This is a genomic window from Rhizobium sp. 57MFTsu3.2 (assembly GCF_012932765.1).
Taxonomy (GTDB): Bacteria; Pseudomonadota; Alphaproteobacteria; order Rhizobiales; family Rhizobiaceae; genus Rhizobium; species Rhizobium altiplani.
In genome coordinates, this window is sequence record NZ_JDWI01000013.1 from 97,344 (window position 1) to 112,472 (window position 15,129).

Genomic DNA, 15,129 nt, shown 5'->3' on the forward strand with positions numbered 1-15,129 from the left:
AAGCTCCGCTGTCGCGACCCGGCAGGGAGTCCCGCCGGGCCCATCGTTGTGAACGCTTCCACTCACTTCGGCGTAACGTCGAAGCCGAACCACTTTTCTGAAAGCGTCTTGATCGTGCCGTCGGCCTTGGCGGCCTCGATGGCGTCGTTGAACATAGCCTTCAGCTCGGTGTCGGACTTGCGCAGGCCAACAGAGCTGCCGCGACCGAGGAAGCCGCCTTGGAAGCGCGGTCCGGCAGTCGTCATGTCCTCGTTGCCCGGCTTTGCCGAGGCCGTCGTCAAATAGGCCATGGACGCCATCACCAGATCGACGCGGCCGGCCTTGAGGTCGAGATCATGTTCTTCCGTCGTCTTGTATTCGCGAACCTCGACGACGCCCTTCAAATACTTGTCGACGAAGGTCGCCGCGGTCGAAGCGGTCTGAACGCCGATGATCTTGCCCTGCAGGGAAGGCTTGATCTTTTCGATCTCGGCGGCAGCCCCGGCCTCGTCGCTGGCAAGCGAGAAGACCTGGCCCTTTTCTGGCAGGTTTGCGAGCTCGCCTTCCTTGGCGGTCGCGAACGCCTGGCCGGTGGAACCGTAGGAATTGCTGAAGGCGATGACTTCCTCGCGCTTGGCGGTCGCCGACATGCCGGAAATAATGGCGTCGAACTTGCCGGCATTGAGCGCCGGGATCATGCCGTCGAAGTTCTGCACGACGATCTTGCACTCGACCTTCATGTGGTCGCAGAGATACTTTGTCAGCTCGATTTCGTAGCCGTCGAGCGAGCCGTCGGGCTTGGTGAAATTATAGGGCTTGAAGGCGCCTTCGGTGGCGATCGTCACGGTCGTCCACTTCTTCTCTTCGGCGTATGCAACACCGGCGGTGGCGACAAACGCCGTTGCGGCTGCTGTCAAAAGTGCCCTCGAAAGAATTGTCATGTTTTGCTCCCCTTTTGTTGGTTTGGGTTGAGAGATTTTACTTGCTGATGAACTGACGGAAACGGTCCGAGCGCGAACTGGCGAATACCTCCTGCGGCTTGCCGTCTTCCTCGACCCGGCCCTGATGCAGGAAGACGACACGGCTTGAGACGTCGCGGGCAAAGCCCATCTCGTGGGTGACGACCAGCATCGTGCGCCCTTCCTCGGCGAGCGCGCGCATGACGCGCAGAACCTCGCCGACGAGCTCGGGATCGAGCGCGGAAGTCGGCTCGTCGAAGAGCATGACTTTCGGCCGCATGGCGAGCGCGCGTGCGATTGCGGCCCGCTGCTGCTGGCCGCCAGATAGGTGGGCCGGATAGAAATTGCGCTTCTCGGCAATGCCGACCTTGGCAAGCAGCGCTTCGGCTTCCTCGACGCATTCCGCCCGGGACCGACCGAGCACATGAACCGGCGCCTCGATGACATTCTCGAGTACGGTCTTGTGGGTCCAGAGATTGAAGCTTTGGAACACCATGCCGAGCTGAGAGCGGATGCGATCGACCTGGCTGCGGTCGGCCGGACGGCTGCCGTTCCTGGCATCGGGTACCATTCGGATCGTCTCGCCGGCAACGGTCACTTCGCCGGAGTTTGGCGTCTCAAGCAGGTTGATGCACCGCAGGAAGGTAGACTTTCCGGAGCCGGACGAGCCCAGGATAGAGACCACATCACCTTCATGTGCATCGAGTGAAATGCCTTTCAGCACCTCGACCGGACCGAAGCTCTTGTGCAAGTCCTTGACGCTGAGCGCGATTGGGGAAGGGGAGGCGTTCGCCGCTGTCATCGGGCGTCTCCTTCAAGTGCGGGAGCAGCCGGAACTGCCGGGTGGTGGGGAACGGGCTGGCGCAGGTGCGGGCTCAACCAGTATTCGACGAGATGGACGAGGCGCGTCAGCAGGAAGTTGATCGCAAGATAGATCGCGCCGGCGACGATGAAGACCTCGATCGCCCGATAGGTCTCCGAGATGATACGTGCCGCAACACCGGTCACTTCCATCAGTGTGATGATCGAGGCAAGCGAGGTTGCCTTGACCATCGCGATCATCTCGTTGCTGTAGCCCGGCAAGGCCTGGCGGATCGCCAGCGGCAGCACGATGCGGCGGAACTGCATGAGCCGCGGCATTCCGCAGGCTCGCGCTGCCTCAATCTGGCCGAACGGAACCGAGAGCAGACCGCCACGGATGATTTCGCTTGCATAAGCCGCAGTGTTCATCGTCAGCGCCAATACCGCACACCAGTAGGCGTCGCGGAGAAACGGCCAGAAAATGCTGTGACGCACGGCCGGAAACTGGCCGAGGCCGTAGTAGATCAGGAAGATCTGTACGAGCAGCGGCGTGCCACGGAAGACGAAGACATAACTCCGCGCGAACCATTCAAGCGGCGCAATGCCGGAGAGGCGGCAAAGCGCGATCGCAAGCGCCAGCATCGCTCCGAGCACGATCGAGGTTGCGGCAAGCTCGAGCGTCAGCGGGATTGCCGAGACCAGGCTGACGAATGTCTCGAAGAGAAACGACCAGTCCATTAGCCTCTCCTCACGCCGCGCGAGAAGTGCCTTTCGGCACCGCGTAGAAAGAGACCTGAGCCTGTCGAGATGATCAGGTAGATCGCGCCCGCGATGACGTAGAAATCGAAGGGCAGGCCAGTCGATCCGGCGGCCACCTGCGTCTGGCGCAGGAGCTCGGCGACGCCTGTTATCGACACCAGGGCTGATTCCTTCAGCACAACCTGCCACACATTACCAAGCCCCGGAAGGGCATGGCGAAGGGTGAGCGGTGCGATGATCCGCCGGAAGCGCAGGGTCCTGCCCATGCCGCAGGCAATCGCCGCCTCGATCTCGCCGTGATGCACGGCCCTGAAGGCGCCGCGGAAAACTTCGGTGAACTGCGCGCCCGAAGTGACGCCGACCGCAAGCGAACCAGCGAGGAAACCGGGGAAACCGAGGAAGCCCTCCGCTCCGAACAGTCGGCCGATGGCGGTGACGGCCGCGCTGCCACCGAAATAGAAGAGATAGATGACGAGAAGATCCGGAATGCCACGCAGGACGGTCGTGTAGGTATCGGCAGCGATGCGAATTCCCCGTCCGCCTGATATTTTCGCCCAGGCGCCAAACGAACCGATGATTGCGCCGATCGAGTAGCCGGCAAGGGCAATCAGAACAGTCATCCACGCGCCGGCAAGCAGCGCCTTGCCCCAACCGTCACCGCCGAAGCTTACGAGCTCGAGGATCCCGGGCTGGTTCATGATGCCTGCCTTTCGGGAAGCGGTGGCTCGACGTCCTCGGGGATCGGATTGACGAACGGTGACCCATCGAGGCGAGCCTGAAGGTCCGCCTTGGCCGCCTTAATCAGCGCCGGATTTGAAATCAGCGCGATGGCGGTGCTCGCCATGACCTTCGCGGCATGCTCCGTGCCCTTGTGGGCCGCCGGAAGCTTGCCTTGCGCGACGAGCTGCCAGGAGTGGCCGGGCGTGCCGATCGCATAGGTGGCGCCGCGCATCTGCACTGTCGGGACGACCCAGCTGACGCTGCCAACATCGGTCGAACCGACGATCGTGCTGTCGCCGGCATAGAGAGGGAAGATCTCCTCGCAGAGCGGCTGGTCCTTTTTCGGCTTCAAGCCGAAACGGGCATAGGAGGAGGCGATGTCCTCGGCACTCATCGTCGCCTGGAACTTGCGCGCGGTGTCGCGGTCGGCATCGTCGAAGACCGGTGGCCCGAGACGCTGGAGATTTGCAAACATCAGTTCCTCGAGCGGCACATTGCCGACGAGGTTGGCGTCACCGCTGATCACTTCGCTTCGCACCGACGTCTCGGTCATCAAGGCTGCGCCCTCGGCTACCTTCTTGACACGGGCGACAAGCGACAGAAGCTCGGGCAGGTTGCGGGCACGGATAAGATAACGCACCGTCGCTCTGGCCTGTACTACGTTCGGTGCCGAGCCGCCTGTGTCGGTCACGGCATAGTGGATGCGTGCCGTCGACGGCATGTGCTCGCGCATATAGTTGACGCCGACATTCATCAGTTCCACGGCATCAAGGGCGCTTCGGCCGAGATGCGGCGTGGCCGAAGCATGTGAGGCGCGGCCGCTAAAGTGGAAATTGATCTCGTTGCAGGCGAGCGATACCGGATTGTTGACTCCAGCAAAGGCAGCCGGGTGCCAGCAAATGGCGATGTCGACATCATCGAAGACGCCGGCGCGGACCATGAAGCCCTTGGATGAGCCGCCCTCTTCGGCAGGGCAACCATAGTAGCGGATACGGCCTTTGACGCCATTTGTCGCAAGGAAGTCCTTGACGGCGGCAGCCGCAAGCATGGAACCGGCGCCGAGCATGTTGTGGCCGCAGCCATGGCCATTGCCGTTCGCGAGCGCCTCGCGCTTTTCAGCCAGTCCGGCGACCTGGCTGAGGCCGGGAAGCGCGTCGAACTCGCCGAGGATGGCAATCACGGGTCCATCTTCGCCAGCTTCGCCCATGACGGCTGTCGGCAAGCCCGCGATGCCGCGCTCGACGCGAAAACCTTCGCTTTCGAGCTGCCGCGCATGCTCTTCGGCAGAGCGATATTCCTCATAGTTCGTTTCAGGCATATCCCAGACGCGGTCGCTGAGCGCGAAAAAGGCTTCACGCTTTGCTTCGACGATGTCCCACACGGCTTCGGTGTTTTTCATGGCTTTCAAACCGGCTTCATTTCGCATAGTATCCAAAATTGGCGCCAATTTATGGTACAAATTTTATTTGTGCAATCCGTGTGCATGAATAAATTTTGGACAACCTCAAGCGCTTCTTACGCCTACAGAATCCGCGATTGGCGTGCTATCGGTGATGAAAAACGGGGAGATCGCATGGCAGATGTCGTGATGGAAGAAAAGGCGGAAGCGCCCGGCACGCGCGACGTGACAGACTTCATCCTGCAGGACATTCTGGCCGGCATTCTGCCTCCTGGGACGTGGTTGAAGCAGATTGACCTCGAACGTCGATACAATTGTACCCGCCCCGAAGTGCGCCGTGCGCTCGATCGCCTGGCGCAGAAACGGCTAGTCGAGCACGTGCAGAACCGCGGCTATCACGTCTATGAGCCGGACGGCCGCCGGGCGCGGGAAGTCAGCGAAATTCGCGTCATTCTCGAAACGGCCATTGCTGGAACAATCATCCAGAACGCCTCGGCAGGGGATGTCAGCACTCTCAGGACGCTTGCCGAGCACTTCGATCAAATGGCGCTGAACGGCACGATGCTGGAGCTCTATGAGGCCAATCTTGCCTTTCACCGCCAGCTGCTGGTGCTCGGCGGCAATCTGGAACTCGTCGATCTCATCACCGAGATCCGCCAGAGAACCTCGTCCGCGCCGGTCTCCCAATGGCGCACACGTGCCCGCGTCGAACAGTCCGGCCGGGAGCATCACTTGATGATTGATGCGATCGCTGCCGGTGAGACCGAACGGCTGAAGGACCTTATGCGGCAGCACATTCGTCAGAACTGACAGGCCCATGCGCTGATCCTGCTATTGGCAACCGATTTTCACCCAAGCTGGCGGAAAGCCAAGATATTGCAGATCTGGGCCCATGAGCCGGCCGGAGTATATTATTGAGCTAGTTGCGTCGAGTTTTTCCAGAAAGCAATGAAGGGTCGCGCATTCCTTTCAACTGCTACCAAAAAGAACGCCGACGATGGCCGGCGGCGTCCTCATATCCAGAGCGCGGCAAGAGTGCCACTCGGCCCGGCGCGCATTGCCGACCCGGCGCCTACAGATGCGCAGGGTCTCACAGCATCTTCGGTCCGATTGCCTTTGCTTCACAATCCAGAAGCAAGGATCAACTGCGAGGTTGCATCGACGCCAAGGCGAGGGTCGATGCAGCCAGGACTGCGGTAAGGGTCAGGGGCCCAACAGCGCCATAGTGGTCAACGATATAGCCACCGAAAACCGCGCCGATACTGATGGCGACCTGAAAAGAGACGACCATCAGGCTGCCTGCCGCCTCCAGAGCGTCGGGTGCGCCGCGGGAAAGATTGGTGGGCAGCACCACCGGCGCCATGCCGAAGGCGAAGCCCCAAAGCGTGACGAGAGCGAACGCAATGGCGCTATGAGCGCCCCAGAGCACCAAAGCAAATGCAGCAAACGCCATTAACGCTGCCGTGACAACGAGTGCCAGGCGGATACTGGCGTCGGCCATTCTGCCACCAGCGATGTTGCCGATCACTGAGGCAATGCCAAACCCAAGCAGCGCCAGGGCGATCGATCTGGTTTCAAGAAGCGTCACTCGTTCGAGGAAGGGACGCACATAAACCGAGCCAGCAAAATGGCCCGTCATGAGCAAAAGGATTGCCAGCATCCCCAGTTGAATGCCACGCCGCCGTGTCAGCCGAAAAACATCTGCGAGACTGTTGCTTGTACTTGCAGGCAGTGTTGGCAAGCTGAGTACCTGCAGCAGCATTGCAAGCGCGGCAAGCCCCGCTGTCATGGCCATGGCGCTGCGCCATCCCAGCCAGTCGCTGATCAAAGCACCCATCGATGGTGCAGCTATTGTGGCGAGCGACACGCCCAAGGTGACGATAGCCATGCCCCGGCCCGTTGCATTGGCGCCGACCAGCCTCGACACGACGGCAACTGAAAGCGCCCAGAAACCGCTAAGCGCGATGCCCAATCCAGCCCGGCCTAACAACAATAGCGAAAAATCGGTCGCTAGTGCTGCAAGAATATTGGATCCGATTGCCAATGCACTGAGACCAACCAGCACCGTCTTGCGGTTCAATCTGCCGATGAGAACATTGCTCAGTAGGGCAGTCACAGCACCGACGGAAGCGGTAGCGGTGACAACCTGGCCGGCTGTTCCTTCGGTAATCCCGAGGTCGTGCGCCAGTGGCGTCAGCAGGCCCGCCGGCAGGAACTCGGCCGATACCAGTGCAAAGCTGGTGGCCGCCATCGAAAGAACGGCAAGCCAGGTCGCAGCATTCCACGTGGATGGCTCAGGGATCTCCAGGCCAATTGCTGCTCCGTCAAGTTGTGATGTTGTGTCCGTCATCCGTGTCTCTCCTTAGGTTGGAGATGTCATAGACGAACTGTTCTGGATGATATGTATCTTAGGATCCGAAATCCATGTCTATTCGTCCGGAATTTGTGCGACGCACAACACCCGGTGAGACCCTCGTGATACGCTTGAAGGCGCGAGCGAAGGATGCCTCAGACTCATAGCCTAACCGGGAAGCAACCTCGGCAACCGACATGCCGCTTTGCCCCAACAACTCACGAGCAAGCTGCATGCGCAGACGGGCGAGATAGTGTGCTGCGCCTTCTCCCAAAATAGCACTGAAGCGCTCCGCAAAGATGGAACGCGACTGGCCTGCCACGCCGGCGAGACTTTCCAGGGTCCAGTTGTGGCCGGGGTCTCGATGCATGGCTGCCAAGGCACGACCGATGTGAGGATCGCGGATGGCGGCGAGCCAACCCGTGGTCAAGGCCCCGCTGCAATTGACCCAACAGCGGATAAGACGCGCTGCGAGCAAGTCCGCCATTCGCGATAAGACGGTAGCACTCCCCATTTGTGGCTGCGTCGCCTCCGCCGACATTGCTGCCAGCAGGGGGCCAACGACAGGGTCATTGCCGGCAACATCGCAGCCCTTGATGATTGGTGGCATCAGAGCGATCAAGGGATTAAGCGCATGCGCGCCCAACGCCATGGAGCCGCAGAAGAGAGTGCTTGTCGCACCCGTTCCTTCCCGTACCACTTCGCAGACGTTGCTCCCCCACCTCGTTATCTGACAGCTTTTAAGCGAGTCGCCCTGAACATCTGGTGCGCTGGCCAATCGATGCTCGATGCCTTGCGGCAGCAGCACCAGATCGCCATCGTTCAACTCCTGCCATCCTTGGGGTTCCGTGTGGATCCAGCACGGACCCTGGCTTACAAAGTGAAAACGAAGAAGCTGTTGTTGCGGAAAGGCGATGCTCCATGGATGTCTGAGTTCGCAGCGTCCATAGTTGACCCCACTCAAGCGAAAGTCTTGCAGGACTTCACTTAGCGCATCCATGGGGATATTTGACGACGACAATGGTCGAGACGAACGGTCAAGCATTTAGCCAATCTAGGTCTCGAGCGTCCAGCATTCAAGCAGGGTGGCCACGCGGCGCAATTGGTTTTCCTGCACTGTTCCTGTTCCTGATTTCAAATATGATCGCTGCAGAACAGCCGCGCCCCTTATGGCTTCCAGCCGCCGGATTGAAATCAGGTTCGAAAGACGGAAGCGCGCTACATTTCGAGCCTTCTGATCGCGAAGACTCGATCTCAACTATGCGTTGATTGCATAACGTGTGCGGGCGCCAGGACCTAGCAGCAACCGAGCCCCTTTGCGTGGACCCTCCAGGATCGCGGCGACCAGTCTATAAGGCCAAGCCATGTTCAATGACTCCAGTCAGGGCTCCTAAGAGCCTCCCCCGTCGTCAATCATACCTTGAAACTCCAAATTCGATACTAGCCGAGCAGCGTCATTTGCGAGGCCACTTGCTCCTCGAAGAATTTGGAAAAAGTAGCAATGCGCGGTGGCAGCGCCTGATAGGGTGGGTAATAGAGCGTTAGCCACAGGTCGGGTGGCGCCCAGCCCTGGAACACGTGCACAAGGCGGCCGCTTCGCAGATGCTCGGCAATATTAAATCCGGGCAGCATCGCTACACCGGTCCCATCGGCAGCCATGTCGGCCAGCACTTCACCATTGTTGGCACTGAAGGAGCGCCCCGCCGAGATCGTCATGCTCGATCCGCCGTCCGAAAGCACCCAGGTCTCTCTTCGGCTCTCGCCGCTATAGGCAAGGCAATCGTCTGGCGTCAGCTCGCCCGGGTGCTGCATGGTCACGTACCGGCTTCCCGGCGCTGCCACGAGAATTCGAGGAACGACGCGAATCTTGCGCCAGATGGTGAACTTGTCGGACGGTTGGGAGGATATGCGGATTGCCAGGTCATAGTCGTCATCGACGATATTCACGAGCCCGTCCGACAGCGAAATCTCGAAGCTTATCCTTGGATAACGCTCCCTGAAGCCCGACAGTATCGGCGGCAGCACAGTTTTGCCGAACCAAGTCGGCGCGCTGATCCGCAACCGCCCTTCATCGGCCTTGTGAGCATTCATCACCTCCTTGCGCGCATCTTCCAGCATCGCGATCGCCGGCTGTATCTGGGCGGCAAACACAGCACCGTCAGTCGTCAGCGACACCTGCCGCGTGGTACGCACGAAAAGTTGGAGGCCGAGATCGGCCTCCAGTGCGGCAATCGCTCGCGTCACCGCCGCGGGGGTCATGTCGAGTTCGCGTGCGACCTGGGCGAAGTTGCGCTTCTCGGCCGCCAAGAGGAATGTTTTCAGGGCTTTATAGTCGTTCATCTCGATTATTTCAAAAATAGCAATTCAATCGAAAGGAATATTGCAATTCCGGGGACTGATCAACCGACATACATCTTGGGCATCAAACAGACAACGCCCGAGAGAAAGGCCAGGAACATGATCAAGGATATCACGGGACTGCATCACGTCACATCGATGGCGTCGGATGCCCGCCAGAACAACCAATTCTTCACCGACACGCTCGGCCTTCGCCGCGTCAAGCAGACCGTGAATTTCGACGACCCGAGTGTTTACCACCTCTATTATGGCGATGAGAACGGTTCGGCCGGAACAGTCATGACTTACTTCCCCTTCGAGCACATGATGCGCGGCAGGGCCGGTGTCGGCGAAGTTGGCGAAACCCAGTTCTCCGTACCGAAGGGCTCGCTTGCCTTCTGGCGTGAGCGCCTTGCCGCACAGAATGTTGGCGGCCTGCAGGAAGACACGGTCTTCGGCGCCAGGCGTCTGCGCTTCAACGGCCCGGACGGCGACGGCTTTGCGCTCATCGAGACTGCCGATGACGCCAGGCCGGCCTGGACTGGCGGCGATGTCTCGCACGAGGCTGCGATCCGAGGTTTTTCCGGGGCGCGCCTCAACTTGCGTGACACGGCTGCGACGGAAGAACTGCTGAGCTTCATGGGCTACGAGCGCGCCGAAAAGGAAGGGGATGTTACCCGCTTTATCATGCCCGACGGTAATGGTGCCGACACAATCGATCTCGCCGCCTTGCCAGAAACGCCCTTTGCTCGCCAGGGCGCCGGATCGGTCCATCATATAGCGTTTGCCGTCGAAAATCGCCAAAAGCAGATCGAAGTGCGCAAGGCGCTAATGGATACGGGCTATCAGGTAACCCCTGTCATCGACCGCGATTACTTCTGGGCCATCTATTTTCGTACGCCGGGTGGGGTCTTGTTCGAGATTGCCACCAATGAACCTGGCTTTAATCGTGATGAGGACACCGCGCATCTCGGCGAAGTGCTGAAATTGCCGACCCGCTACGAGCCGTTCCGCGATAGGATCGAAGCCAATCTCCAGCCGCTGGCTGCCTGAGGGAGCCCTTGGCAGACACCGACAATTACAAGCGCCGCAGGACTAACCCCCTGCGGCGTTACACGATTTTGTGTTCTGCGGATTGCCGCAAACCTGTCTTGAAGAGGCAAGGCGCCGCCCGTAAACGAACTTTCGGCTCACCAGGCGATTCCGTCGTGAGCCACGGCATCGAGATGCCGTGCCGAATGCTTCGAACGGAAGGTTGCTGACTTGGGACCCATCTCTATCGATCACATCAAACCCGCCCAGTCAAAGCCAACGGACAGTTTTGGCTGCCCGTTCGACAAGCTCTACAAGGACCAGTCGATTGTGGGGGCCGATATCGTCTTTTTCCGCAAGGGTAGTCGCGACGGCCATCTGCAGCAGATCGAGGCCGAGGCCAGCAATCGCGGTTTTGTCGTGGGCTTATCCACCACCGGAAGGCATACCCGGCGTGTCTTCCATGAGCACCACGCGACCAATCATGCCTTCGATCGGGACGCGATCTACATCCGAGACATGTCCGACCATTACAAGGCTGACCTTGGCGGCGCTTTCGACTTTCTGCTCCTTCAAATCTCACCGACTTCGCTCGAACGGATAGCAGAGGAGGCCGAGCTAGCCGGAGTGAATTCGCTCACTGCGGAAACGGCGTCGAAGGATGTCGTGCTTTCCAACCTTGCCCGCGTGCTGATACCCGCGCTGGAAAGCCCCGAAAAAGCACCGCAATTATTTGTCGACCAGATGGCCACCGCAATCGGCAGCTATCTCGTGCAGCGCTATGGCAATAGATCGACCCCCTTGGCGATCCGCTCCAGAATGCTGTCGCGTGTTCAGGAGAAGCGGGCCAAGAGCCTTCTCCTCGACAACCTCGATGGGGAGATATCTGTCCTCGACGTCGCCAGGGCATGCAACCTTTCGCGCGGCTACTTCATTCAAGCCTTCCGCGAGACGACGGGCATGACGCCTTACCGGTGGCTTCTCAACGAACGGGTTTCGCGTGCTCGATTGCTCTTGCGCACGCCCGATATACCGCTTTCGGAAGTCGCAATCTCATGCGGCTTTGCCGACCAGAGCCATTTCACTCGTGTTTTCACCAATCTTGTCGGCACGACGCCTGGAAGCTGGCGGCGCAGTTGCTGAGGACCACGCCTGGGGCAGCGGCGATTTCCAGGTTTTGATCGACCGCACGTGCATTTCGTCCAATCGACCTGACTTTTAGACAAGACCCGCCTCGACAATTGAGCGATTTGTCACCCCATTAAAACTAGGTTTTTTCGGTGAGCGCCCGCGATCTGGAAAGGGCTTTCATCGCGTAGATTATTGCATATGGAGCAATTCAATCGGAATTAATATTGCAATTCCGCCGCACACCAAACCGATCTAGGTTCCATTTCAGCAGCCAAGACGAACTAAAAGAGATGGGCCGCTAACACCGATTAACCGGCTCCGGCCACCCAAGAGCACTCTGAAAGCCACTCCGCGCCGACCAGAAAAGTGCTTCACAGTTCAACCCGCCGCATCAGCGGTTCAAGCAGACGGAAGAGGAACCTGAAATGTCCAAGAAGCTCGAAGTCCTGACCCCGAAGAACAGCCAGCTCATCTTCATCGACCAGCAGCCGCAGATGGCGTTCGGCGTCCAGTCGATGGATCGCCAGGTACTGAAGAACAATGTTGTCGGCCTCGCCAAGGCTGCCAAGATCTTCAACATCCCGACGACCATCACCACTGTCGAGACGCTGTCCTTTTCCGGCCACACCTTCCCTGAACTCCTCGCCGTCTTCCCGGAAAACGACATCCTCGAACGTACCTCCATGAACTCCTGGGATGACCAGAACGTTCGCGATGCGTTGGCCAAGAACGCCGCCGAAGGACGCAAGAAGATCGTCGTTTCCGGCCTTTGGACAGAAGTCTGCAACACCACCTTCGCGCTGTCTGCGATGCACGACATGCCCGACTACGAGATCTACATGGTCGCCGACGCTTCCGGCGGCACGTCTTCCGAGGCCCACAAATACGCGATGGACCGAATGGTCCAGGCCGGGGTGGTTCCGGTGACCTGGCAGCAGGTCTTGCTCGAATGGCAGCGCGACTGGGCTCACCGCGAGACCTATGACGCGGTCACCTCGCTGGCCAAGGAGCATTCCGGCGCCTACGGCATGGGCATCGACTATGCCTACACGATGGTCCACGACGTAGACGAACGCGTCACCCACGGCAAGCGCATCGGCCCGAACCCGGCCAAGTAAGTCCGCCATCCAACCCATTCGGCCCGCTTCGGCAGCATGAAAGGATGTCTTGCCGAAGCGGCGCCTCCATCGTCGAGGACGCTGCAATGAAACTCTATCTCTTTTCCCTGGGCGCCGGTCTTCTGGTCGGCATTGTCTACAGCCTGCTCAATGTCCGCTCTCCGGCTCCGCCGGTGGTTGCGCTGGTCGGCCTGCTTGGCATTCTGGTTGGCGAACAGCTCATTCCCTTCGCAAGAACGCTGATCGCCAAGGAGCCCGCGGCAGTGTCGTGGATCAACCAGATCAAGCCGCACATGTTCGGCCATATGCCGAAAGGCGACGTCCGCAATGACATCGTCGTGTCTCGCCAAGCTCAGACGAAGTCTGATAGCTGAGGCCGCAAGAGGAGATTCGCTTGCGATGGGGCCGCCGATGCCCAGTTGCCCCGGCGCAAAGCGTTGAAATCAATCTTAATAGTGAAGCCAGGAGCATATCTCATGTTCGCCGACCTCATCCTCCACCACGGTTTGATCACCACGCTCGACCGTTCGAAACCGAATGCCACTGCCGTCGCGATCAAGGACGGTACCTTTCTGGAGGTTGGTACCGATGCCGAAATCATGGCTTTCGCCGGCCCCGACACCAGGATCGTCGACCTCAAGGGCAAGCGTGTCCTGCCGGGCCTGATCGATAACCACACCCACGTCGTGCGTGGCGGCCTGAACTTCAACATGGAACTGCGCTGGGATGGCGTTCGCTCGCTTGCCGATGCCATGGACATGCTGAAGCGCCAGGTGGCCGTGACACCCGCCCCGCAATGGGTGCGCGTTGTCGGCGGCTTTACCGAACACCAGTTCGTCGAAAAGCGCCTGCCCACGATCGAGGAGATCAATGCGGTTGCGCCCGACACGCCTGTCTTCCTGCTGCATCTCTATGACCGGGCACTGCTGAATGGTGCAGCCCTTCGTGCCGTAGGCTACACAAAAGACACACCGAACCCGCCTGGCGGCGAGATCACCCGCGACGCCAATGGCAACCCGACCGGCATGCTTCTGGCCAAGCCGAATGCCGGCATCCTCTATTCGACGCTGGCCAAAGGCCCGAAACTGCCCTTCGACTACCAGGTCAATTCCACCCGCCACTTCATGCGTGAACTGAACCGGCTTGGCATTACCGGCGTCATCGATGCTGGCGGCGGTTTCCAGAACTATCCGGATGACTACGAAGTCATCCAGAAACTGTCGGACGAAAACCAGCTCACCGTCCGCCTCGCCTACAACCTCTTCACCCAGAAGCCCAAGCAGGAAAAGGAGGACTTCCTCAACTGGACGTCCTCGGTCAAATACAAGCAGGGCAATGATTATTTCCGCCACAACGGCGCCGGCGAGATGCTGGTCTTCTCGGCAGCCGACTTCGAGGACTTTCGCCAGCCGCGACCAGAGATGGCGCCGGAAATGGAAGGCGAGCTCGAAGAGGTCGTTCGGGTGCTGGCTCAGAACCGCTGGCCCTGGCGCATGCACGCCACCTATGACGAAACCATCTCGCGCGCGCTCGACGTTTTCGAGAAGGTCGACAAGGATATCCCGCTCGAAGGCCTCAACTGGTTCTTCGACCACGCCGAGACGATTTCGGAGCGTTCGATCGACCGCATCGCAGCACTTGGCGGCGGCATCGCCACCCAGCACCGCATGGCCTATCAGGGCGAATATTTCGTGGAGCGCTATGGCCACGGCGTCGCTGAAGCCACCCCGCCGATCCGCCGCATGCTCGACAAAGGCGTCAACGTCTCGGCCGGCACCGATGCAACGCGCGTCGCCTCCTACAATCCCTGGGTTTCGCTTGCCTGGATGGTTACCGGCAAGACAGTTGGCGGCATGCAGCTTTATCCACGTGCCAACTGCCTAGACCGCGAAACGGCCCTCAGGATGTGGACGGAAAAGGTGACCTGGTTCTCCAACGAGGAAGGCAAGAAGGGTCGCATCGAGAAGGGCCAGTTCGCCGATCTCGTCGTGCCGGACAAGGACTTCTTCTCCTGCGCCGAGGACGAGATCTCCTTCCTGACATCGGATCTCACCATGGTCGGCGGCAAGGTCGTCTATGGCGCCGGCGACTTCAAGGCGCTCGACGAAAGCGACGTGCCTCCAGCCATGCCCGACTGGTCGCCGGTCAGAAAGTTTGGCGGTTATGCCGCCTGGGGCGAACCGGAAGGCGCTGGTCGCCACTCGCTGCGCCGCACCGCGATCGCTTCGTGCGGCTGCGCCAACGACTGCGGTGTCCACGGCCATGACCATGCCGGCGCCTGGACTTCGAAACTGCCGATCGCCGACCTGAACGGCTTCTTTGGCGCGCTTGGTTGCTCCTGCTGGGCCGTCTGAGACCCGTCACGACCACAGGCGTCTAGCGCGGGCAGCGTATCACCGCTGCCCCGTTCCCACCTTCCACTTAATTGCAAATTTCGCAATTAATACGAAATTATTGATGCAATTGTTGGCGGCAATAATTCCAGCCAATATCGCTCCAACAGCCATACAGAGCGCCGTTTCTTACGACCGGCCACATTCA

Annotated in this window: 14 protein-coding genes; 6 read left to right on the plus strand and 8 right to left on the minus strand. The window is 59.7% G+C overall.

The window, feature by feature from the left end; genetic code table 11:
- Positions 1-62: 62 nt before the first annotated feature.
- Genes AF71_RS15745 through AF71_RS15765 form a run of 5 tightly spaced genes read right to left on the minus strand, consistent with a single transcriptional unit; the run spans position 63 to position 4,617 of the window.
- A complete protein-coding gene (locus AF71_RS15745) occupies positions 63-920 on the minus strand; it encodes a transporter substrate-binding domain-containing protein (protein ID WP_169682026.1) in 858 nt (285 codons plus the stop codon).
- 37 nt (positions 921-957) lie between these two features.
- Complete coding sequence (locus tag AF71_RS15750; protein WP_169682027.1) at positions 958-1,740, minus strand: ABC transporter ATP-binding protein; 783 nt, start codon at positions 1,738-1,740, stop codon at positions 958-960.
- Positions 1,737-2,477 (minus strand): ABC transporter permease, encoded by a 741-nt coding sequence (locus AF71_RS15755; RefSeq protein WP_169682028.1) that lies wholly within the window; start codon positions 2,475-2,477, stop codon positions 1,737-1,739. Before AF71_RS15755 ends, AF71_RS15750 begins: the two co-directional genes overlap by 4 nt.
- Complete coding sequence (locus AF71_RS15760; protein ID WP_169682029.1) at positions 2,477-3,196, minus strand: ABC transporter permease subunit; 720 nt, start codon at positions 3,194-3,196, stop codon at positions 2,477-2,479. Before AF71_RS15760 ends, AF71_RS15755 begins: the two co-directional genes overlap by 1 nt.
- Complete coding sequence (locus AF71_RS15765) at positions 3,193-4,617, minus strand: M20 family metallopeptidase (protein WP_169682030.1); 1,425 nt, start codon at positions 4,615-4,617, stop codon at positions 3,193-3,195. Before AF71_RS15765 ends, AF71_RS15760 begins: the two co-directional genes overlap by 4 nt.
- A 174-nt stretch (positions 4,618-4,791) precedes the next feature.
- Here AF71_RS15765 and AF71_RS15770 point away from each other — a divergent pair, with 174 nt between their 5' ends.
- A complete protein-coding gene (locus AF71_RS15770; protein WP_169682031.1) occupies positions 4,792-5,427 on the plus strand; it encodes a GntR family transcriptional regulator in 636 nt (211 codons plus the stop codon).
- 331 nt (positions 5,428-5,758) lie between these two features.
- Here the strand turns inward: AF71_RS15770 and AF71_RS15775 are convergent, their stop codons facing one another.
- The 3 genes from AF71_RS15775 to AF71_RS15785 all read right to left on the minus strand — a co-directional run bounded on the left by AF71_RS15775 (position 5,759) and on the right by AF71_RS15785 (position 9,310).
- Entirely contained in the window at positions 5,759-6,967 is a 1,209-nt protein-coding gene (locus AF71_RS15775) for an MFS transporter (protein WP_169682032.1), read from the minus strand.
- Between the two features lie 58 nt (positions 6,968-7,025).
- Entirely contained in the window at positions 7,026-8,015 is a 990-nt protein-coding gene (locus AF71_RS15780) for an AraC family transcriptional regulator (RefSeq protein ID WP_169682033.1), read from the minus strand.
- Positions 8,016-8,410: 395 nt separating this feature from the next.
- The gene (locus AF71_RS15785; protein WP_169682034.1) at positions 8,411-9,310 is read right to left on the minus strand and encodes a LysR family transcriptional regulator; all 900 of its coding nucleotides are present in this window, start codon (positions 9,308-9,310) and stop codon (positions 8,411-8,413) included.
- Between the two features lie 117 nt (positions 9,311-9,427).
- On the opposite strand from AF71_RS15785, the gene AF71_RS15790 reads away from it, so the two are divergent.
- The 5 genes from AF71_RS15790 to AF71_RS15810 all read left to right on the plus strand — a co-directional run bounded on the left by AF71_RS15790 (position 9,428) and on the right by AF71_RS15810 (position 14,942).
- Positions 9,428-10,360: a VOC family protein gene (locus tag AF71_RS15790; protein WP_169682035.1), complete on the plus strand. Its 933-nt coding sequence runs from the start codon at positions 9,428-9,430 to the stop codon at positions 10,358-10,360.
- A gap of 210 nt (positions 10,361-10,570) precedes the next feature.
- On the plus strand, positions 10,571-11,482 hold the full coding sequence (locus AF71_RS15795; protein WP_210258281.1) for an AraC family transcriptional regulator: 912 nt from the start codon (positions 10,571-10,573) through the stop codon (positions 11,480-11,482).
- Positions 11,483-11,895: 413 nt separating this feature from the next.
- Complete coding sequence (locus AF71_RS15800) at positions 11,896-12,588, plus strand: hydrolase (protein WP_018856256.1); 693 nt, start codon at positions 11,896-11,898, stop codon at positions 12,586-12,588.
- 86 nt (positions 12,589-12,674) lie between these two features.
- Positions 12,675-12,962 (plus strand): XapX domain-containing protein, encoded by a 288-nt coding sequence (locus tag AF71_RS15805; protein ID WP_037089501.1) that lies wholly within the window; start codon positions 12,675-12,677, stop codon positions 12,960-12,962.
- 102 nt (positions 12,963-13,064) lie between these two features.
- Complete coding sequence (locus AF71_RS15810) at positions 13,065-14,942, plus strand: amidohydrolase (protein ID WP_169682036.1); 1,878 nt, start codon at positions 13,065-13,067, stop codon at positions 14,940-14,942.
- Positions 14,943-15,129 lie beyond the last annotated feature (187 nt).